The 21,205-nt window shown below is 41.1% G+C and carries 15 protein-coding genes; 13 read left to right on the forward strand and 2 right to left on the reverse strand.

Annotated features, from left to right (window positions below; translation table 11 throughout):
- Positions 1 to 113 precede the first annotated feature (113 nt).
- From murF to lpxC, 11 genes are all read left to right on the forward strand, one after another.
- Positions 114 to 1,496 carry a UDP-N-acetylmuramoyl-tripeptide--D-alanyl-D-alanine ligase gene (murF, locus tag GWI58_RS08460; RefSeq protein ID WP_094959671.1) on the forward strand — a complete coding sequence of 461 codons (1,383 nt, stop codon included), beginning with the start codon at positions 114 to 116 and terminating at the stop codon, positions 1,494 to 1,496.
- On the forward strand, positions 1,490 to 2,572 hold the full coding sequence (gene mraY, locus GWI58_RS08465; RefSeq protein ID WP_004248563.1) for a phospho-N-acetylmuramoyl-pentapeptide-transferase: 1,083 nt from the start codon (positions 1,490 to 1,492) through the stop codon (positions 2,570 to 2,572). Before murF ends, mraY begins: the two co-directional genes overlap by 7 nt.
- Before the next feature lies 1 nt (position 2,573).
- A complete protein-coding gene (gene murD / locus GWI58_RS08470) occupies positions 2,574 to 3,884 on the forward strand; it encodes a UDP-N-acetylmuramoyl-L-alanine--D-glutamate ligase (protein WP_020946024.1) in 1,311 nt (436 codons plus the stop codon).
- Complete coding sequence (gene ftsW / locus GWI58_RS08475; RefSeq protein ID WP_004244117.1) at positions 3,884 to 5,077, forward strand: cell division protein FtsW; 1,194 nt, start codon at positions 3,884 to 3,886, stop codon at positions 5,075 to 5,077. The genes murD and ftsW overlap by 1 nt, the downstream gene beginning before the upstream one ends.
- Positions 5,074 to 6,156, forward strand: a complete 1,083-nt coding sequence (gene murG, locus GWI58_RS08480; protein WP_004244116.1) for an undecaprenyldiphospho-muramoylpentapeptide beta-N-acetylglucosaminyltransferase — start codon at positions 5,074 to 5,076, stop codon at positions 6,154 to 6,156. The genes ftsW and murG overlap by 4 nt, the downstream gene beginning before the upstream one ends.
- A 41-nt stretch (positions 6,157 to 6,197) precedes the next feature.
- Positions 6,198 to 7,661, forward strand: coding sequence for a UDP-N-acetylmuramate--L-alanine ligase (murC, locus tag GWI58_RS08485; RefSeq protein ID WP_036905118.1), 1,464 nt, complete (start codon positions 6,198 to 6,200; stop codon positions 7,659 to 7,661).
- Between the two features lie 5 nt (positions 7,662 to 7,666).
- Entirely contained in the window at positions 7,667 to 8,014 is a 348-nt protein-coding gene (locus GWI58_RS08490; RefSeq protein ID WP_049208557.1) for a hypothetical protein, read from the forward strand.
- 11 nt (positions 8,015 to 8,025) lie between these two features.
- A complete protein-coding gene (ftsQ, locus tag GWI58_RS08495) occupies positions 8,026 to 8,814 on the forward strand; it encodes a cell division protein FtsQ (RefSeq protein ID WP_012368234.1) in 789 nt (262 codons plus the stop codon).
- 45 nt (positions 8,815 to 8,859) lie between these two features.
- On the forward strand, positions 8,860 to 10,116 hold the full coding sequence (gene ftsA / locus GWI58_RS08500) for a cell division protein FtsA (protein WP_004244110.1): 1,257 nt from the start codon (positions 8,860 to 8,862) through the stop codon (positions 10,114 to 10,116).
- 69 nt (positions 10,117 to 10,185) lie between these two features.
- The gene (ftsZ, locus tag GWI58_RS08505; protein WP_004244108.1) at positions 10,186 to 11,352 is read left to right on the forward strand and encodes a cell division protein FtsZ; all 1,167 of its coding nucleotides are present in this window, start codon (positions 10,186 to 10,188) and stop codon (positions 11,350 to 11,352) included.
- Between the two features lie 98 nt (positions 11,353 to 11,450).
- The gene (gene lpxC, locus GWI58_RS08510) at positions 11,451 to 12,368 is read left to right on the forward strand and encodes a UDP-3-O-acyl-N-acetylglucosamine deacetylase (RefSeq protein WP_012368233.1); all 918 of its coding nucleotides are present in this window, start codon (positions 11,451 to 11,453) and stop codon (positions 12,366 to 12,368) included.
- 30 nt (positions 12,369 to 12,398) lie between these two features.
- Here the strand turns inward: lpxC and GWI58_RS08515 are convergent, their stop codons facing one another.
- Positions 12,399 to 12,917, reverse strand: coding sequence for a DUF721 domain-containing protein (locus GWI58_RS08515; RefSeq protein WP_004244106.1), 519 nt, complete (start codon positions 12,915 to 12,917; stop codon positions 12,399 to 12,401).
- Positions 12,918 to 12,960: 43 nt separating this feature from the next.
- On the opposite strand from GWI58_RS08515, the gene secM reads away from it, so the two are divergent.
- Together secM and secA are read left to right on the forward strand one after the other, a co-directional pair.
- Positions 12,961 to 13,488, forward strand: coding sequence for a secA translation cis-regulator SecM (gene secM / locus GWI58_RS08520; protein ID WP_094959672.1), 528 nt, complete (start codon positions 12,961 to 12,963; stop codon positions 13,486 to 13,488).
- A gap of 107 nt (positions 13,489 to 13,595) precedes the next feature.
- On the forward strand, positions 13,596 to 16,304 hold the full coding sequence (gene secA / locus GWI58_RS08525) for a preprotein translocase subunit SecA (protein ID WP_161769082.1): 2,709 nt from the start codon (positions 13,596 to 13,598) through the stop codon (positions 16,302 to 16,304).
- Positions 16,305 to 16,446: 142 nt separating this feature from the next.
- Here secA and hpmA read toward each other — a convergent pair whose 3' ends face one another.
- Positions 16,447 to 21,183, reverse strand: a complete 4,737-nt coding sequence (gene hpmA, locus GWI58_RS08530; protein ID WP_161769083.1) for a calcium-independent hemolysin HpmA — start codon at positions 21,181 to 21,183, stop codon at positions 16,447 to 16,449.
- Positions 21,184 to 21,205 lie beyond the last annotated feature (22 nt).

The following is a 21,205-nucleotide window of genomic DNA, read 5'->3' on the forward strand; positions in this document are numbered from 1 at the left end:
GCTGATATGATCTTAGTGGCAGGAAAAGGGCACGAAGATTATCAAATCGTTGGTACTCGCCGTCTTGATTACTCTGACCGATTAACTGTTGCACGGTTATTGGGGGTGATCGCATGATAGCGCTTTCTCTCGAAACTATTGCACAAGTCACTCAAGGCACGTTGAGTACTATTACTCAAAGCCAAGCCAATCAATTAATGATCAAATCAATTTCTACCGATAGCCGTAAAATTGATGATGCTTGTCTGTTTATTGCTTTAGCTGGTGAACGTTTTGATGCTCATGACTTTATTGCTGATGTCAAACAAAAGGGTGCCGTTGCGGTTTTAGTTAATCGGAAAATCGATGTTGAATGTCCACAAATCATCGTAAAAGATACCCGCTTAGCAATGGGGCATATTGCCGCTTATATCCGTTCGCTTAGCAATGCTAAAATTGTCGCATTAACGGGCTCTTCGGGTAAAACGTCCGTTAAAGAGATGACGGCTTCGATACTGCGTCACTGTGGTGAAACCTTATATACACATGGCAATTTAAATAATGATATTGGTGTTCCCCTGACACTCTTTCGTCTAACCCCTGAACATCGTTTTGCCGTGATTGAACTTGGTGCTAACCATATTGGTGAAATAGCCTATACCGTGGATATGGTTAAACCAGATAGTGCATTGGTCAATAATCTCTTTTCTGCACATATTGAAGGTTTTGGTTCCTTACAAGGGATTGCTCAAGCTAAAGGTGAAATATTCACTGGCTTAAAAGAGCAAGGCACAGCCATTATTAATCAGCAAAGTAATGATGTTGCGCTATGGCAACAGCATTTTAACTCACGTCAAACTCAGTGGTCTTTCTCTTTATCTGCAGACACTCAGGCCGATTTCTACCCAACGGATATTGTTGTTAATCAACTCACCACCGATTTTACATTGCATACGCCAGAAGGGGGTGTAGCAATCACCCTACCTTTACCTGGTCGCCATAATATTGCCAATGCGTTAGCCGCAAGTGCGTTAGCCTTGTCGGTAGGGGCGACATTAACGGATATTCAGCAAGGTTTAGCGGTACTGAAAGCCGTACCTGGCAGACTCTATCCTGTTGAATTAACAACAGGAAAAATAGTGTTAGATGATACCTATAATGCTAATGATGGGTCGATGATAGCAGGGCTGCAAGTTTTATCTCAATTACCAGGATATAAAATCTTTGTCGCTGGAGATATGGCTGAATTAGGCGAAGATTCAGAAAAATGTCACCGTGATGTGGGACGTTTTGCCCATCAAGTCGGTATCGATCGGGTATTAACCGTGGGTCATTACAGCCAGTTTATTAGTCAAGAAAATGAAGGCGGTGAGCATTTTTCATTTAAAGCTGATTTGCTTACCCAATTAATTCCATTATTACAGCAGCATGATGTTGTTTCAGTTTTAGTAAAAGGTTCACGAAGCTCAGCAATGGAGGATATCGTGAACGCATTAAAGGAGTGCTTTGAATGTTAGTTTGGCTAGCCGAATATTTGGTTAAATATCATACATTTTTTAATGTGTTTTCTTATCTGACATTCAGAGCGATTGTTGGTTTATTGACGGCATTAATTATTGCGTTATGGATGGGACCCCATTTAATTGCATGGTTACAAAAAATGCAAATCGGGCAAGTGGTGCGTAACGAAGGCCCTGAGTCACACTTTAGCAAACGTGGTACGCCGACCATGGGTGGGATCATGATCCTATTTTCTATCGCTGTATCAACCTTATTGTGGGCGCGATTAGATAATCCTTATGTATGGTGTGTACTCTTGGTGCTAATTGGTTATGGCATCATCGGTTTTATCGATGATTATCGCAAAGTAGTGCGTAAAGATACTCGAGGCTTAATAGCGCGTTGGAAATATTTCTGGCAATCGGTATTAGCTTTAGCGGTTGCATTTAGTATGTACGCGATTGGTAAAGATACCCCAGCAACGCAACTTGTCGTGCCTTTCTTTAAAGATGTCATGCCACAACTTGGCATGTTGTATATCTTACTGGCTTATTTTGTCATTGTTGGCACCAGTAACGCGGTAAATTTAACCGATGGTTTAGATGGCTTAGCCATTATGCCTACGGTGTTTGTAGCGGCTGGGTTTGCATTAGTTGCATGGGCTACAGGTAATGTCAATTTTGCCAGCTACCTAAAAATTCCTTATTTAATGCATGCAGGCGAATTGGTGATTGTTTGTACCGCCATTGTCGGTGCGGGATTAGGCTTCCTTTGGTTTAATACTTATCCTGCCCAAGTCTTTATGGGTGATGTTGGCTCTTTAGCATTAGGTGGCGCATTAGGTACTATCGCCGTGTTATTACGCCAAGAATTTTTATTAGTGATTATGGGGGGCGTGTTCGTTGTTGAAACGCTCTCGGTTATTTTACAAGTAGGTTCATTTAAACTGCGCGGCCAACGTATTTTCCGTATGGCGCCAATCCATCATCACTATGAATTAAAAGGTTGGCCAGAGCCTCGTGTGATTGTCCGCTTTTGGATCATCTCTCTTATGTTAGTCCTTATTGGTTTAGCGACATTAAAGGTACGTTAACATGGCAAATTATCAGGGGAAAAAAGTTGTTATCGTGGGACTAGGCATTACCGGTCTATCCTGCGTTGACTTTTTTATCCGCCAAGGTGTAACACCTAAAGTGATAGATACTCGCCAGCATCCCGCGGGTTTAGATAAGCTACCTGCTGATGTTGAGTATCATACGGGGAGTTTTCATCAAGTATGGCTTAATGACGCTGATTTAATTGTCTCAAGTCCGGGTATTGCGTTATCAACGCCTGAGTTAGTTGAAGCGCGAGATCATGGAGTGGAAATTGTCGGTGATATTGAGCTATTTTGCCGTGAGGCAAAAGCACCTATTGTTGCGATAACAGGCTCTAATGGCAAAAGTACCGTAACGACGTTGGTGGGGGAAATGGCTAAAGCTGACGGGATCCCTGTCGGTGTCGGTGGCAATATTGGTGTACCTGCTTTAACGTTATTAACACAGCCTTATGACTTATATGTCTTAGAGCTATCGAGCTTTCAATTAGAGACAACCTATAGCTTAACAGCGGCGGCTGCCACGGTATTAAATATTAGCGAAGATCATATGAATCGCTATCCGTTAGGATTAGAACAATACCGTGAAGCTAAATTACGTATTTATGATAATGCTAAAACCTGTGTCTATAACGCAGATGATGTTCTGACATTGCCTTTAGCTGGCAAAGATACACGTTGTGTGAGTTTTGGTATCGGACAAGGGGATTATCAGCTTGATAATACCAATCGTTACTTGAACGTAAATGGTGAAAATATTCTTGCCACTTCACAGATGTTCCTTTCTGGTCAACACAATTACACCAATGCATTAGCCGCATTAGCGTTAGCTGATGCAGTGGGAATTTCTCGTAAAGCATCACTAGCTGTTTTAAACACCTATCATGGCCTTGCTCATCGTTTCCAATTAGTTTACTCCCATAATGGGGTACGTTGGATCAATGATTCTAAAGCGACTAATGTAGGTAGCACAGAAGCAGCTTTAAGAGGGCTTGAAGTAGAAGGGACTTTGCACCTGTTGTTAGGTGGGGACGGTAAGTCTGCTGATTTTAGCGCGCTATTACCTTATCTCAGTGGCGATAATATTCGCTTATATTGCTTCGGACAAGATGGTCAAGCATTGGCAAATTTACGACCACAAGTCTCACAATTAACCGCGACTATGGAAGAGGCGATGCGATTACTTGCACCAACAGTGCAAACTGGCGATATGGTGCTACTTTCACCCGCTTGTGCAAGTCTAGATCAGTTTAAAAGTTTCGAACAACGTGGTGATGAGTTTGCCCGTTTAGCGCAGGAGCTTGGCTGATGAGTGTATACGCAATGCGAAGATTAAAACAGTGGCTGGTGGGAAGTTATCAAACAGATAACAGCGCGTTCGTGCCTTATGATCGCACTTTGCTCTGGTTTACATTCGGATTAGCGGTTGTCGGGTTTGTGATGGTAACCTCGGCGTCAATGCCTGTTGGACAACGTTTAGCAGAAGATCCTTTTCTATTTGCTAAACGTGACGGCATTTATATGATTGTTGCCCTTTGCCTTGCATTAGTGACAATGCGGGTGCCAATGGCGGTATGGCAACGCTACAGTAGCTTAATGCTGTTTGGTTCTATCTTGCTATTACTCGTGGTATTGGCAGTGGGCAGTTCAGTAAATGGCGCATCACGTTGGATTGCATTTGGGCCTTTACGTATTCAGCCGGCAGAACTTTCTAAATTGGCACTGTTTTGTTATCTCTCCAGTTATTTGGTGAGAAAAGTAGAAGAAGTGAGAAACAACTTTTGGGGATTCTGTAAACCTATGGGGGTGATGTTAATATTAGCCGTATTACTGCTATTACAACCCGACTTAGGTACGGTGGTCGTGCTGTTTGTGACCACATTAGCGTTGCTTTTTTTAGCCGGTGCAAAAATTTGGCAATTCCTCGCCATTATTGGTACAGGTATTGCCGCTGTTGTGATGTTAATTATTGTTGAGCCTTACCGTGTACGACGTATCACTTCGTTCTTAGAACCTTGGGAAGATCCTTTTGGTAGTGGTTATCAGTTAACACAATCCTTGATGGCTTTTGGACGCGGTGATCTACTGGGGCAAGGGTTAGGAAATTCAGTACAAAAGTTAGAGTATCTACCTGAAGCTCATACTGACTTTATTTTCTCTATTTTAGCAGAAGAACTTGGTTATATCGGTGTGGTTTTAGTGCTTTTAATGGTATTCTTCATCGCTTTTCGTGCGATGCAAATTGGACGCCGTGCTTTGTTACTCGATCAACGTTTTTCAGGTTTTTTAGCTTGTTCGATTGGGATCTGGTTTACCTTCCAGACGTTAGTCAACGTTGGTGCGGCAGCAGGTATGTTGCCAACAAAAGGGTTAACGTTACCTCTTATTAGTTACGGTGGTTCGAGTTTGATTATTATGTCAACGGCTATCGTGATGTTGTTACGAATTGATTATGAATCACGCCTAGCACAGGCTCAGGCGTTTGTAAGGAGTCCTAAATGAGCGAACGTAAACGCCGATTAATGGTGATGGCCGGCGGAACAGGAGGGCACGTCTTTCCTGGATTAGCAGTTGCTCATTATCTGCAATCCCAAGGCTGGGATATTCGTTGGTTAGGAACCGCGGATAGAATGGAAGCACAATTAGTGCCTAAGCATGGCATTGAAATCGAGTATATCCGTATTTCGGGTCTACGAGGTAAAGGGGTAAAAGCGTTAATTGCTGCACCTATTCGTATTATAAAAGCGATTTTTCAAGCCCGTCGGATTATGAAGCGCTATCAGCCTGATGCCGTATTAGGCATGGGAGGCTATGTTTCTGGACCAGGCGGTGTTGCAGCATGGAGCTGTGGTATTCCCGTTGTTTTACATGAACAAAATGGTATTGCAGGCTTAACTAACCGTTGGTTGTCAAAAATAGCCAAACGTGTGTTACAAGCATTCCCCGGTGCGTTTGCTAATGCGCCTGTTGTTGGTAATCCGGTTCGTGACGATGTCTTAGCACTTGAAGCCCCAGCAGAGAGATTAAAAGGCAGAGAAGGTGCTGTCCGAGTGCTGGTTATTGGTGGTAGCCAAGGTGCGCGTATCTTAAATCATACAATGCCAGTGGTGGCTGGATTATTAGGAGAGCGAGTTACAATTTGGCATCAGGCCGGCAAAGGGAGCGAAAGTGATACCAAATTACGCTATCAAAATGAACTTTCTAAAAATTCAGTTAAATCTGAGTATAAAGTTACTGAATTTATTGATGATATAGCGCAAGCTTATCAATGGGCTGATGTTGTTGTATGTCGTTCAGGTGCATTAACAGTTAGCGAGATTGCCGCTGCGGGGTTACCCGCTATTTTTGTTCCTTTTCAACATAAAGATAGACAGCAATATTGGAATGCATTGCCATTAGAAAATGCCGGTGCGGCGCGTATTATTGAACAGAATGATTTAACGCCAGAAGCGATAGCTGACACCCTAGAAAATTGGGATAGACATCAGCTAATGCTAATGGCAGAAAAAGCACAAAGTGTTGCGATTACGGATGCTACTGAGCGAGTCGCTAATGTAATTATCGAAGTGGCTAAAAAATAAACGTAACTTGTAACCATTAACTTAGAGTGAAGAAGTAAATAGTGAATACACAACAGCTGGCGAAATTAAGATCTTTTGTGCCTGAGATGAGAAAAGTTAGGCATATCCACTTTGTTGGCATTGGTGGTGCCGGCATGGGCGGGATCGCCGAAGTGTTGGCTAATGAAGGTTATGCAATCAGTGGTTCTGATTTAGCGCCTAATGTAGTCACACAACAACTCGTTGCATTAGGGGCGACAATCTATTTTAATCATCGCCCTGAAAATATTCGTGATGCTAGTGTTGTGGTGGTTTCTACCGCAATTAGTGCAGATAATCCAGAAATTATTGCAGCAAGAGAAGCGCGTATTCCTGTGATACGTCGTGCAGAAATGTTAGCGGAGTTAATGCGTTATCGTCACGGGGTTGCGATTGCAGGAACCCACGGTAAAACAACAACAACGGCGATGATTTCGAACATTTATGCACAAGCAGGATTAGATCCAACCTTTGTTAATGGCGGTTTAGTGAAATCAGCAGGTACCCATGCTCGTTTAGGTTGTAGCCGCTATTTAATTGCAGAAGCGGATGAGAGTGATGCTTCTTTCTTACATCTTCAACCTATGGTTGCGGTGGTAACGAATATTGAAGCTGACCATATGGACACTTATCACGGTAATTTTGATAATTTAAAAGAGACTTTTGTTACTTTTTTACACAATTTACCGTTTTATGGTCGCGCAGTGATGTGTATTGATGACGATGTTATTCGGTCAATTATTCCTAAAGTAGGGCGTTATATTACTACCTATGGTTTTAGTGAAGATGCTGATGTACGCATTACTCATTACGAACAAAAAGGTGCGCAAGGATTTTTCACTATTTCTCGTGAAGATATGCCTGATTTAGATGTGGTATTAAATGCGCCGGGACGCCATAACGCATTAAATGCAACCGCAGCCGTGGCTGTTGCCACAGAAGAAGGGATTGCGGATGAGCATATTTTAGCCGCACTACTTAATTTCCAAGGTACTGGGCGTCGTTTCGATTTCTTGGGAAATTTCAGTCTTGAGCATGTGAATGGTCAAGAAGGGGAAGTCATGCTGGTGGATGATTATGGACATCACCCAACAGAAGTTGATGCAACGATAAAAGCGGCACGAGCAGGTTGGCCTGATAAACGTTTAGTGATGTTATTTCAACCGCATCGTTATACACGTACTCGTGATTTATATGAAGATTTTGCAACGGTGCTTAATCAAGTTGATATTTTATTATTAACCGATGTTTATGCAGCAGGAGAGGCGCCTATTCCCGGTGCAGATAGTCGTTCATTGTGTCGTACTATTCGTCAACGTGGCAAACTAGATCCGATTTGGGTTTCTGATGTTGAGAACATCTCCTCAATATTAGCGGGTGTATTAACAGATAATGATCTTGTTTTAGTTCAAGGTGCTGGAAATATTGGTAAAATAGCGCGTCGCTTAGCAGAAACAAAATTACAACCATCTTTAAGCGAGGATTAAGACGGATGTTTGAGCAAGTGAACATCATTTATGGTGAAATAGTTAAGAAAATGACTGTAATGGTGGGAGATTTTAGTCAAAAAGAGATCTTATTTGCGAAAAATACGATCGGTAATTTGCTTGCTCAAAGAGATGTGGGAAAAATTTATCAGTTAAAAGTAGCGAAATTTAAAGAAAAACTCGCTATTTTGACTTTTAAGGTAAATAATTCTCAACAGATTGAACAATTTAGTGATTTAATTATCAAAGCTAAAGGTATTTATAGAGTATATATATCTAGTGGAAGTATTAATCGTAGGAATATCGTACAAAAGAATAGCCGATTCTCTTATTTGAATGTTGCGCAGGGGTGAATGAATTTACTATGTCACAAGCAGCGTTAAATAATAAAGAGATAAAAGAGAAACGTCATTCTGATAGACCGAGTAATGGTAGCTATTTATCAGGATTAATCTTCTTTTTATGTGTGATTGCCACCATTATTTGGGGCGGAATACAAGTTGTGAATTGGATGAAAGATGCTAATCGTCTGCCGATATCAAAGCTTGTACTTACTGGTGAGCGGCATTACACAACGAATGATGATGTGCGTCAGGCCATTTTATCTTTAGGCCAACCAGGCACTTTTATGACACAGGATGTCAATATCATTCAGCAACAAATTGAACGTATGCCATGGATCAGGCAAGTGACCGTACGTAAACAATGGCCAGACGAATTAAAAATCCATCTGGTGGAGTATGTGCCATTTACCCGTTGGAATGACACACATTTTCTTGATAGAGAAGGCCGAATTTTCAGTCTGCCAACGCGATTGGAAACACAAGGAAATTACCCACTATTATATGGGCCACAAGGAAGTGAGAAAATGGTATTAGCAGGTTATTTAGCAATGAGAGATCAGCTTCTTGCCAGTAATCTGAAATTAAAAGCAGCATCAATGTCAGCTCGTCAAGGATGGCAATTAGTCTTAGACAATGATGTCCGATTGGAGTTAGGGCGTAAGGATACCGAAAAACGGATTGCTCGCTTTATTGAGCTGTATCCTATCTTGCAACAACAGACTGACAAACGGGTTGATTATGTCGATTTACGTTATGACAGTGGTGGTGCAGTTGGATGGGCTCCTTTATTACTTGATGTGAATGAATAAACAAGACGTGGCAGATGACACGATGAAGGCGAAGGCAGAACAATAATGATCAAAGCGACGGACAGAAAATTAGTAGTTGGTCTTGAGATTGGTACGGCCAAAGTAGCCACCCTTGTCGGTGAGATCCTGCCTGATGGCGTAGTGAATATTATCGGGGTGGGAAGTTGCCCATCTCGGGGTATGGACAAAGGTGGCGTGAACGATCTCGAATCCGTCGTAAAATGTGTACAACGGGCTGTAGATCAGGCTGAATTGATGGCAGATTGCCAAATATCGTCAGTATATTTGGCGTTATCAGGCAAACATATTAGCTGCCAAAATGAAATTGGTATGGTGCCAATTTCAGAAGAAGAAGTAACACAAGATGATGTTGATAGCGTGGTGCATACTGCGAAATCCGTCAAAGTAAAAGATGAACACCGTGTTTTACACGTAATACCGCAAGAGTACGCCATTGATTACCAAGAAGGGATCAAAAACCCTGTTGGGTTATCCGGTGTACGTATGCAGGCTAAAGTACATCTGATTACCTGCCATAACGATATGGCGAAGAATATAGTAAAAGCAGTTGAGCGCTGTGGTTTAAAAGTGGATCAACTGATTTTTGCAGGACTGGCTTCAAGTTTTGCTGTGCTAACAGAAGATGAGCGCGAATTAGGTGTTTGTGTCGTTGATATGGGTGGCGGAACCATGGATATCGCCATATATACCGGTGGTGCATTAAGACATACTCGTGTCATTCCTTATGCAGGGAACGTTGTGACTAGCGATATTGCTTACGCTTTTGGTACACCACCAAATGACGCTGAAGCAATAAAAGTGCGTCATGGCTGTGCATTAGGCTCTTTAGTTGGCAAAGATGAAAATGTCGAAGTTCCAAGTGTCGGAGGTAGACCACCAAGAAGTCTACAACGGCAAACACTTGCTGAGGTGATTGAACCGCGTTATACCGAGCTTCTAAATCTTGTTAATGAAGAGATTTTGAGTGTTCAGGAACAATTACGTCAGCAAGGAATAAAGCACCATTTAGCGGCAGGTATTGTTTTAACAGGTGGTGCTGCACAGATAGATGGACTTGTTGAATGTGCTCAACGTGTTTTCCACACGCAAGTACGGATCGGTAAACCGTTAAATATTACCGGGCTAACAGATTATGCGCAGGATCCCTTCTATTCTACGGCAGTCGGGCTTTTGCATTACGGTAAAGAATCTCACTTTGGTGAGGAAACTGAAACCGAAAAACGCTCTGCAGTTAGTGGTTGGCTAAAAAAACTCACTGGCTGGTTAAAAAGAGAGTTTTAATCATCAGACAAATTTAAAAAGAGGTCGTTTGAGCAAGCGACCCTAAAAGGCACAAAACGGAGAGAAATTATGTTTGAACCTATGGAATTAACCAACGATGCGGTGATCAAAGTCATCGGCGTTGGTGGCGGCGGCGGTAATGCGGTTGAGCACATGGTTCGTGAACGTATTGAAGGCGTTGATTTCTTCGCGGTCAATACTGATGCTCAAGCATTACGTAAAACAGCAGTTGGACAAACTATCCAAATCGGTAATGCCATTACGAAAGGCTTAGGTGCAGGTGCAAACCCTGAGGTAGGTCGTAATGCTGCCGAAGAAGATCGTGAAGCGTTACGCGCTGCACTAGAAGGTGCGGATATGGTATTTATCGCTGCGGGTATGGGCGGTGGTACTGGTACCGGTGCTGCGCCAGTCGTTGCCGAAGTGGCGAAAGAGTTAGGTATTTTAACGGTTGCTGTTGTGACTAAGCCTTTTAATTTTGAAGGCAAAAAGCGTATGGCATTTGCTGAGCAGGGAATTACTGAGTTATCTAAGCATGTTGACTCATTAATCACTATTCCAAATGACAAGCTACTAAAAGTACTCGGCCGTGGTATTTCGTTACTTGACGCATTTGGTGCGGCAAATGATGTATTAAAAGGTGCTGTTCAAGGTATCGCAGAACTGATCACTCGCCCAGGTTTGATGAACGTCGACTTTGCTGACGTGAGAACGGTGATGTCAGAGATGGGTTATGCCATGATGGGATCTGGTGCAGCTAAAGGCGAAGATCGTGCTGAAGAAGCCGCTGAAATGGCGATTTCAAGTCCATTACTGGAAGATATCGACCTGTCTGGCGCACGTGGTGTGTTAGTTAATATTACAGCAGGCTTTGATTTACGTCTTGATGAGTTTGAAACCGTCGGTAACACCATTCGTGCATTTGCATCAGATAACGCCACAGTGGTGATTGGTACTTCTCTTGACCCTGAAATGAACGATGAACTGCGTGTTACTGTGGTTGCTACAGGTATCGGCATGGATAAACGTCCAGAAATTACGCTGGTAACTAATAAGCAAAATCAACAAAACGCTATGGAAAATCGTTATCAGCAAATGCAAAATAGCATGTCCTCTTTCTCTACAGTAGAAGAGAGCAAGCCTGCAGCTAAAGCGGTTAATGAACAATCTACTCAAGCTAACAAAGAGCCAGATTATTTAGATATCCCTGCTTTCTTAAGAAAACAGGCTGATTAATCGTCAAAAAGATTGGCATCTCCGCTTTTTGTGCTAAACTGTCCTGCCAATTATAAGTATAATAATTGGTAGGACGGATAATATTGCGAGATAAAATGATGATCAAACAACGGACATTAAAACGAATTGTACAAGCAACTGGTGTGGGACTCCACACGGGTAAAAAAGTTACGCTTACAATGCGTCCGGCGCCAGCTAATACTGGGGTCATCTACCGTCGTACTGACTTAAATCCACCGGTGGATTTTCCAGCAGACGCAAAATCAGTTCGTGACACTATGTTATGTACTTGCTTAGTGAATGAAGATGATGTGCGTATATCAACCGTTGAGCATTTAAATGCAGCACTGGCTGGTTTAGGCATTGATAATATCGTAATTGAAGTGGATGCACCTGAAATTCCTATTATGGATGGCAGTGCAGCACCTTTTGTTTTCTTATTGCTTGATGCAGGTATTGAAGAGCTTCGCACTGCGAAAAAATTCATCCGTATCAAGGAAACAGTACGTGTTGAAGATGGCGATAAATGGGCGGAAATGCGTCCTTATAATGGTTTTAAATTAGATTTTACTATCGATTTTAACCATCCTGCTATCGATGCAAGTACTCAGCGTTATAAATTAGATTTCTCTGCTGAATCCTTTATGAGTCAAATAAGTCGTGCTCGTACATTTGGATTTATGCGTGATATTGAATATTTACAATCGAAAGGATTGTGTTTAGGCGGTAGCTTTGATTGCGCTATCGTGGTTGATGACTATCGTGTCCTCAACGATGATGGTTTACGTTTTGAAGATGAATTTGTTCGTCATAAAATGTTAGATGCAATCGGTGATTTATTTATGTGTGGCTATAACATTATCGGTGAATTTACCGCGTTTAAATCAGGTCATGCACTAAATAATAAATTGCTCCAAGCTGTTTTAGCAAAAGAGTCTGCTTGGGAATTCGTCACCTTTGAAGACGAAGCGAAAATGCCAGTGGCATTTAAAGCACCATCGACAGTTTTTGCTTAATCGCTCAATTGTAAAGCACGTTAATTATCTCTAATTAGCGTCATCTTTGGCTGTACTTGTACTCTCTCCGGCAAGTGCAGCCAACCGTTCTAATCTTTCTCTTAATTTCTTCGGGCTTTTCTCTGCCAAATATTTCAATGATTGTGCACTCTCTACACTTAAATGGCGTTTTTTTACGGGTGTTGGATCTTTTAATGATGAAGTGACACTCTTTTTTCCCGCTTTTATGCTTAAAGAAGGATTTATTTTGATGTCTATTGAGGATAACGATGGTAAAATTTCCTTTCTTAATGCAGAAAGTAATGATGGAATTTCATAACGTAATCGGGTCATCCAACTTGCGTTTGTGACTTCAATAATTAAAATAGCATTGCGATAATTGGCGACACGGCATTTACCTTGTAACGGTGCTGGTAAAAGTGCCATGACGGTACGATTTAATTTGAGTAAAATTGTTGCACGCTGTTGTATAAGCTGTAATGTGCTTTTATTGGAACCTTCAAGCTCTTTTAGGATGTTTTCCAATGATTGTGGGTAGCTATCCCGCATAGATTTTGACTCCACAAATTATAAAATTAAATAACGAAGGTTAATGAGCATTATAAATTTTTGGCGACAATTTGGCAGACGATATTTTTGGTCGCATCTGCTATTAGGGATGGTAGCAGCAGGTATTGGTATGCCTTCGCTGGTGTCTGCCCATGCTGAAAATCCATCACAAACGGATACACCTTCCTCACAAAATCGTCAAAGCCAAGCATTAATCGCTTTTGATAATTTATTCTTACGCCAGAGTGTACAGAATCCTGCTTCATCCTTCACCTTTAATTACTGGCAACAGCATGCCGTTAAAAATGTGATTAAGCAGCTCTCTTTTGCTTTTACCATTCATTCACCTGAATTGATGGTAAAAGCAAAAGATGAGCCATCACCTGTTGCGAATGTTGCTGAGGTCATGCTTGATACGCTTTATGCGTTACTGACTCAAGTGCCATCTTCTACCCTAGTTAATTTACCGATTTCCCGTGGCGTGTTAACGGAAAATCGTATTTCCTATCATACCGGATTATGGCTTGCTCAGATCCGTGGTATCCGCGCTGGACCTTACCTAACAGCTTAATTGAGTTTGTTAATCTTTGTTAGATTATGCTTATCTCTATGATTTATCGTCGATAAACATAGAGGCTGTATTCGGCGTATTTACGCCATAAATGAGAATAAAGAGTTATGTTAGGTAAAATTGTAACCAAAATTTTTGGTAGTCGTAATGAACGCGCTATTCGTCGTATGCGTAAAGTGGTTGCTCAAATCAATCAACTAGAGCCAGAATTTGAAAAATTAACCGACGATGAATTGAAAGCCAAAACAGATGAATTTCGTGAGCGTTTAAAAAAAGGTGAAAAAGAAGAGGATATTTTACCTGAAGCTTTTGCCACTGTACGTGAAGCAAGTAAACGTGTTTTTGGTATGCGTCACTTTGACGTACAGCTTATTGGCGGTATGGTACTAAATGATCGCTGTATCGCAGAGATGCGTACAGGGGAAGGTAAAACCTTAACTGCAACACTGCCTGCTTATTTAAATGCGCTATCAGGTAAAGGGGTGCATGTTGTTACCGTCAATGACTATTTGGCGCAACGGGATGCGGAAAATAACCGCCCACTATTTGAATTCTTAGGGTTAAGTGTTGGTATCAACCTCCCTAATATGGCACCACCAGCAAAACGTGAAGCTTATAACGCAGATATCACTTACGGTACAAATAACGAATTTGGTTTCGACTATTTGCGTGACAATATGGCGTTTAGCCCTGAAGAGCGTGTCCAACGTAAATTACACTATGCATTAGTGGATGAGGTTGACTCCATTTTAATTGATGAAGCTCGTACTCCACTGATTATTTCAGGGCCTGCTGAGGATAGCTCTGAACTTTATATTAAAATGAATAAAGTTATTCCTCATTTAGTGCCTCAAGAAAAAGAAGATTCAGATACCTTCCAAGGGGAAGGGGATTACTCTGTCGACGAAAAAACGCGTCAAGTGAATATTACTGAGCGTGGCTTAGTTAAAATTGAAGGGTTATTAGCCGAAGCAGGTATGATGAAAGAGGGCGAGTCACTTTACTCACCTGCTAATATCATGCTTATGCACCATGTAACGGCAGCCTTACGTGCCCATGCGTTATTTACAAAAGATGTTGATTACATTGTTAAAGATGGCGAAGTTATCATTGTTGACGAACATACCGGTCGTACCATGCAAGGCCGTCGTTGGTCGGATGGTCTACACCAAGCGGTAGAAGCAAAAGAAGGTGTGAAGATCCAAAATGAGAACCAAACATTAGCGTCCATTACATTCCAGAACTATTTCCGTTTATATGAGAAATTAGCGGGGATGACCGGTACTGCAGATACCGAAGCTTTTGAATTTAACTCTATCTACCGTTTAGAAACTATCGTTATTCCAACTAATCGCCCAATGGTACGTAAAGATTTACCTGATTTAGTTTATATGAATGAAAAAGGTAAATTTGCCGCGATTATTGAAGATATTCGTGAACGTACTAAAAATGGACAGCCGGTACTGGTGGGGACCATCTCGATTGAAAAATCTGAAGAGATCTCCCAAGCACTTACAAAAGCGAATATTCATCATAATGTCCTGAATGCCAAATTCCATGCTATGGAAGCAGATATCATTGCTAATGCGGGGTTACCATCAGCGGTGACTATCGCAACTAATATGGCTGGTCGTGGTACCGATATCGTATTAGGGGGAAGTTGGCAGACTGAAGTTGCGAAGCTGGAAAATCCAACAGAAGAGCAAATTGAAGAGATCAAAGCACAATGGCAAAAACGCCATGATGCGGTATTAGCTTCTGGTGGTTTACATATTATTGGTACTGAACGCCATGAATCACGTCGTATCGATAACCAGTTACGTGGTCGTGCGGGGCGTCAAGGGGATGAGGGTTCTTCTCGTTTCTATCTGTCAATGGAAGACTCCTTAATGCGTATTTTTGCCTCTGATAAAGTATCAGGCATGATGCGTAAACTGGGAATGAACGAAACAGAAGCTATTGAGCATCCATGGGTAACTAAAGCGATTGCTAATGCACAACGTAAAGTAGAAAACCGTAACTTCGATATTCGTAAACAATTACTTGAGTATGATGATGTAGCCAATGATCAGCGTCGAGCTATTTATACTCAACGTAATGAGTTGTTAGATGTTGCTGATGTCAGTGAAACTATCGACAGTATTCGCCAAGATGTGTTTACTTCGATGATTGATAACTATATTCCACCTCAATCACTAGAAGAGATGTGGGATATTGAAGGTTTAACGGCTTGTCTGCAAAATGACTTTGATTTAAATTTACCTATCAAAGAGTGGTTAGATAAAGAGCCTGAACTACATGAAGAAACACTGCGCGAACGTATTTTAGAAAAATCAATCGAAGTCTATAAAGCAAAAGAAGAGATTGTCAGTGCTGAAATGATGCGTAACTTTGAAAAAGGTGTCATGTTACAAACACTGGATTCACTGTGGAAAGAGCACTTAGCGGCGATGGATTATCTGCGTCAAGGTATCCATTTACGTGGTTATGCACAAAAAGATCCAAAACAAGAGTACAAACGTGAATCTTTTGCTATGTTCGCTAATATGTTGGAATCACTGAAATATGAAGTGATCAGCACATTAAGTAAAGTACAAGCTCGTTTACCTGAAGAAGTTGAAGAGTTAGAGCGTCGTCGTCGTGAAGAGGCGGAGCGTTTAGCTAAACAGCAACAACTTAGCCATGAAGTGACAAAAGAATCACAAATGTCTGCCGTTGATGGCCAAGTGGCATCAGGCAAAAAAGTGGGTCGTAACGAACCTTGCCCTTGTGGTTCAGGTAAAAAATATAAGCATTGTCACGGTAAATTAGGTTAATTGTGATCACACAATAGAATTTAATTATCGAATATAGCTAGTACAAGTAAAGTAACCCCCAATAGCTGGATAACCAATTATTGGGGGTTTTTCTATAAAGCGTAGCCGTGTGACTAACAGACTATGCTGGTCTTATTTTGTATTATTTCTTTTCAGAAATAGATGCTTTTGTATTGACGGTTTCATTCGTTTTAACGGGGGATTTAAAAGAAATATCTCCACCTACCAGTTGTTTTGCTAAATCCACCACAGAGGATTTCAGATCAAGATCGGCGCCGGCTTCATAATGATGACCTTCAATATTTTCTAATTTAACGCTACTTCCCCCTAAATCAACTTGGCCTTGTTTACTCGCAATTTCTGCTCCGGTGAGTTTTGTCGAGCCATTCACATTTAATGATAGGTCGTTGTTGCTAGTTAAGGAGGTGGTTTTAGTGACAGCATCATTATCTACATGAGTGACTTTGATATCCGCATTAGCAGTATGACCCTCAGCACCTGTTACGATATTCTTAATACCATTACCAACTTTACCAAAACCTTGATCAATTTTGGCTTTAGTTTCATCACTGATACCTGTTTTATCTGCAATAGTTGAAGAGAGGGAATTGTATTTATCAGAGATAGCATCTGTTGATGATTTAATTCCTGAATCAATCGTATCTTTGATAGTTTTCTCTAATAATGACCCTCCGGCTTTAGCCGTTTTATTCACTTGGCTTGATTTAGGATCATTGGTGTGGTTATAGCCAACATTGACGCCAACAGTGACATGGCGATCACTCTCTTTTTGGCTAGCAATATTGAGTGAACCACCGACATTACCCGTAACGCTATCAGCAGTCACATTAGCACCAGATAGTGTCAGATCTTTATTACTATTAATCGTTAATGTACCTGTTTCTAAGGTTGCATTTTGGTGGCTCGTTTTTTGTTGATCTTCCACGTTAACCAGTAATTTACCCCCTATGTTATGAATAGAGGTAGCAGGTTTCTCCTCTGTAACTTCTTTTGGGGTGGTATTGGTTTTTTTGCCATTAAAGCCAATATCTGTTCCCCAATTGTTTTTATAATCAGTAGACTGTGCGGATGTGATCTCGATATCACCGGATTGTGATGTTAGCTGAGTATCTTTACTATTAACTTGTGCTCCTTGAAGATGGACGCTATTGCCATTAATTGTTAAGTTTCCTGAGTTATTAATCGTTCCTCCTTCTCGAGATACGCTTTTCTCATCTTGTTTACCAATAGCAAATTGGGCACTGCCTAAACCATTCACAGATGAAGCATCATCGGTCATTTTCTTACCAAAACCTGCTTGTACTCCTCCAGATAAATTATTGCCTTTTTCAGTACGTTCAGAGCTCGCTGATTGTAGGTCGACTTTATTAGTTGCATTTAATGCAATATCTTGTTCGCTACTTAAATGAGTACCTTGTAAAGTCAGGTTATGCCCAGCGTTTAATTCAATACCTTGAGAGCCAGTGATAGCGCCCACTTTTGCGGTAGTCTGCTCTTTGCTGTGATGAGTGGTCCCTGCATTGAAACCTCCGCCATAGTCTTTACTCTCTGGCGTGGTGCCCACTTTCAGATTTGCACTACCATTAACATTAGATTGACTTTCGCTATGAGTATCAGTCGCCTGTGCAAGAGTGAGATCACCCCCCGCATTGATAACTGTTTTGCCCTTTTGTGCATCAAATTGAGCACCTTCATAATGGGCATCTTCACCTACATTAATCGAAATATCGCCATTTGAGGTAAATTGGCTACCTTTAGCCTTTGTTTCCATTAAGGCGTTATCAGTTGTTTGGCCTTCACCTTTAATAGCAACGGTAATATCACTGCCCGTTTTGGTACTGACACCGATTTGTCCACCGCCTTTTGTTTCATGGAATGTCGTTTGATGTTTATCTTGCGCGACCTCACTTGTGTGGGTGTTTGCTGTGAGAGAAATACCCTCTTGGGTTGATTGATAGTGAGTACCTTGATCATGTAACTTATTATTACTATCAATGTTGATTTTTCCTGCATTGATAGAGGTTGAAACGGCTTGGCTATCGGTTTGTGATTTCTGACTACCTCCACCTTTAATACCAACTTCAACACCGACATTGGGGGTCTCTAAATTGCTAAGGTTAGCTAAATTAGCAATTGCATCTCTTGCTGTAACTTTTTTAGTTAAATCGGTATTGTTACCCGGTTTGGTTGTGTTAACACCATCTTCGATTGCTTTCTTAACTGGCTTCGTTACACCGCTATAATCAAGATTAACACCAACATCGATACCAACATTTAAGCTGTCAGTTTTAGATGTTTCACTATCATTGACGGCAAGATGCTGAATATTTTCACCAGACTCTTGATAACGCCCCTCAACATGGTGAGAAGCTCCTTCGTGAAGCAAATCTTTGTTCGCGGTAATAGTCAAATCACCTGCAACCTCTGTTTGGCTGCCTCTATTTTTTGTTACCTCTGTTTGTGTATGTTGTTTGTCATATTGAAAATCGGCTTTAGAACCGACTTTATCTACACCACCTGTGTAGCTAAAACCCCCTGAAATAGTGGTATCTGTGTTGTCCGTTTGTTTTTTATTTTCCGTACTAACAAAGGCAACATTATCACCCGTAATAGAGGCATTCCCTGCGGTAGTTTTTAAATCAGATCCCGCAAAAGTCACATCTTTATTCGCTTGCAGATCAACATTGACGCCACTAATGGTTGAGTTAGCTTGTTCTGTTTCAGTGCTAGTATTTTTATTGGTGGTATGAGTGATATGAAAGCCCGCACTATATTGCTTGTCTTCAACTTCTTTGGCGTGCCCAGTAATGGCTAATGATGTTTTTTCATCATCAATCTTAGTGACTTGTTGTGCTGATTTAACGTTGATATCACCTAAAGAATGAATACCTAATTTATCAGCGCTTTTGATCAAACTACCAATGACATTAACATCATTGCCACTGACAACGGTCAATTGTGCATCGGAAATGAGTTCACTACCTGTAGATGTTTGTTTATTAGTTTCATTTTTATGTGAACTTTTAGTGATATTAAACGCGGTTCCTGTGCGTTCATCGATTTTACTGATGGTTTCACTCAGCGCATTATCAATGACGACATCACCTTGTGTGGTTTTAACAAAAGCACCTTGGTTGCCTTTTACTTGGCTACCGGTAATGTTGACATTGTTATCTGCGGCAAGGAGCAATTGACCATCAGCGGTTAATTGTGTTGCATGACTAACTTGTTGTTGATTATTATTATTTTTATTCTTACCACCACCAATACCTCCCCACATAACATGATTATCGGTGACTGTTTTATCATTATTGGTTTTTTGGACGTTTAAATTAATATTATCTTTGGCATTGACCAGCACATTTTCATTCGCATGCAGTTTAGCACCTTGCGCCGTTATTGAGCCTTGAGCATCTAAACCAAGATCTTTACCTGCCGTTAATTCACTGGTTTTCAACGTCTCAGTTTGGTGGCTATTACTCCAACTACCACTTTCTAAGCGAGAAGTATGATTACGTTTATTGCCATTTTCACTACGACTTTCTTTCTCAACTAATCCATTGATATGGATATCTTTATTGGCATTAACAGCAAGGTTGTTCCCCGCATTAATTTTAGCCGCGTCTAAGGTAACATCTCCTTTAGTTGCGGTTAATGTTGCATTATTTTTAGCATCAATTTGGCTACCAATTTGCTGTATTTGTTCTTTCTCTTTAGTCACATCGTATTTCCACGAGTAGAACCAGCGATTATCAATATCGGTCTCTTTTTGCTGTAGCTGTTTACCATCGATAGTTAAATCAGCACCTTGTAAAGTGATATCATCCCCCATTAAATCAGAGGCTTTGATTTGATTATGGCTACTCGCCACTAATGTGATGTTTTTACCTTTTAATTCGGTTTTAGTGAGTGTTTGACTAGAGCCACTATTATTAACCGTGATCCCGCCACGATAGTTTTGGTAATTTTCACTGCCATCTTTATCGTAACTGTCATAACGGACTTGACTATCTGTTTGAATATTATCGGCTTTAACACTTAGGTCGTTATCTGCGGTAAATTTACCTGCTAATTTAACTCCACTACCTTCAGCCGTATTAATAATGCGGATACGACCCGATTGCATACTACCAAAGAAATAGCTATCTAATGCTGAAACGGGTTTTTGTGAAGAGAGAATATCAAAATGTTGTGAGAAGGTGTTTTGTCCAGTAAAGGCTGAAATTTCAGCAGCAGTGATTTTCCCTCTACTATCAATACGAGGAGCAATTAAGTCTAACAACCCTGTTGTATTTAAGCCATTTTTACCAAGCGATAGTAAATTGGTGTTGTTGAGGGTGCTATAGCCTTTTAGCTGACCATTTTCAAAGAGCGGATTACCAACAACTAATGAAGAGCGGCTGGTATTTATAAAACCACAACCATCACATGTGATACCATTTGGGTTAGAAAGCACATATTCAGCAGCGATACCAAAGACCTCTTGCTGACCTAATAAGAATGATGGGTTGCGGCTAACAACTTCATTCAAAATTAAAGAGGCAGCTTGACCATTTAAATTGCTGTTAGCGTTTAAATGACCCGCAAGTTGAGATTGTCCCGCTTCTAATGCGTTATTAAATACAGCCCCAGGCTTGCCAACATTGAAGTCTTGGTATTGGTTATGAGAAATCCCTTCGTTATTTGGCGTGACTATATTAATCACTTGCGTACCGCCATTAACAGCAGAGACATCCGGCCCTTGATGGCCTGCATCGGGCACGATGCCATTACCATAAGCATTAAGAGAGACAAAAATTATTGCTAAAGACGCAGCAAGTCGCCCAGAGGGTGAAAGTTTAAAGTTTTTTGATTTCATAGAGTTATCTCCATTTGTTGCT

The sequence above is a fragment of the Proteus sp. G2674 genome, from assembly GCF_009915195.1.
GTDB classification, from domain to species: domain Bacteria; phylum Pseudomonadota; class Gammaproteobacteria; order Enterobacterales; family Enterobacteriaceae; genus Proteus; species Proteus mirabilis.

Coding starts and splice junctions, on each gene's coding strand:
- murG (WP_004244116.1), top strand. CDS start 5,074: ATGAGCGAACGTAAACGCCGATTAATGGTGATGGCCGGCGGAACAGGA.
- GWI58_RS08490 (WP_049208557.1), top strand. CDS start 7,667: ATGTTTGAGCAAGTGAACATCATTTATGGTGAAATAGTTAAGAAAATG.
- murD (WP_020946024.1), top strand. CDS start 2,574: ATGGCAAATTATCAGGGGAAAAAAGTTGTTATCGTGGGACTAGGCATT.
- ftsZ (WP_004244108.1), top strand. CDS start 10,186: ATGTTTGAACCTATGGAATTAACCAACGATGCGGTGATCAAAGTCATC.
- secM (WP_094959672.1), top strand. CDS start 12,961: ATGAGCATTATAAATTTTTGGCGACAATTTGGCAGACGATATTTTTGG.
- mraY (WP_004248563.1), top strand. CDS start 1,490: ATGTTAGTTTGGCTAGCCGAATATTTGGTTAAATATCATACATTTTTT.
- lpxC (WP_012368233.1), top strand. CDS start 11,451: ATGATCAAACAACGGACATTAAAACGAATTGTACAAGCAACTGGTGTG.
- secA (WP_161769082.1), top strand. CDS start 13,596: ATGTTAGGTAAAATTGTAACCAAAATTTTTGGTAGTCGTAATGAACGC.
- ftsQ (WP_012368234.1), top strand. CDS start 8,026: ATGTCACAAGCAGCGTTAAATAATAAAGAGATAAAAGAGAAACGTCAT.
- ftsA (WP_004244110.1), top strand. CDS start 8,860: ATGATCAAAGCGACGGACAGAAAATTAGTAGTTGGTCTTGAGATTGGT.
- GWI58_RS08515 (WP_004244106.1), bottom strand. CDS start 12,917: ATGCGGGATAGCTACCCACAATCATTGGAAAACATCCTAAAAGAGCTT.
- ftsW (WP_004244117.1), top strand. CDS start 3,884: ATGAGTGTATACGCAATGCGAAGATTAAAACAGTGGCTGGTGGGAAGT.
- hpmA (WP_161769083.1), bottom strand. CDS start 21,183: ATGAAATCAAAAAACTTTAAACTTTCACCCTCTGGGCGACTTGCTGCG.
- murF (WP_094959671.1), top strand. CDS start 114: ATGATAGCGCTTTCTCTCGAAACTATTGCACAAGTCACTCAAGGCACG.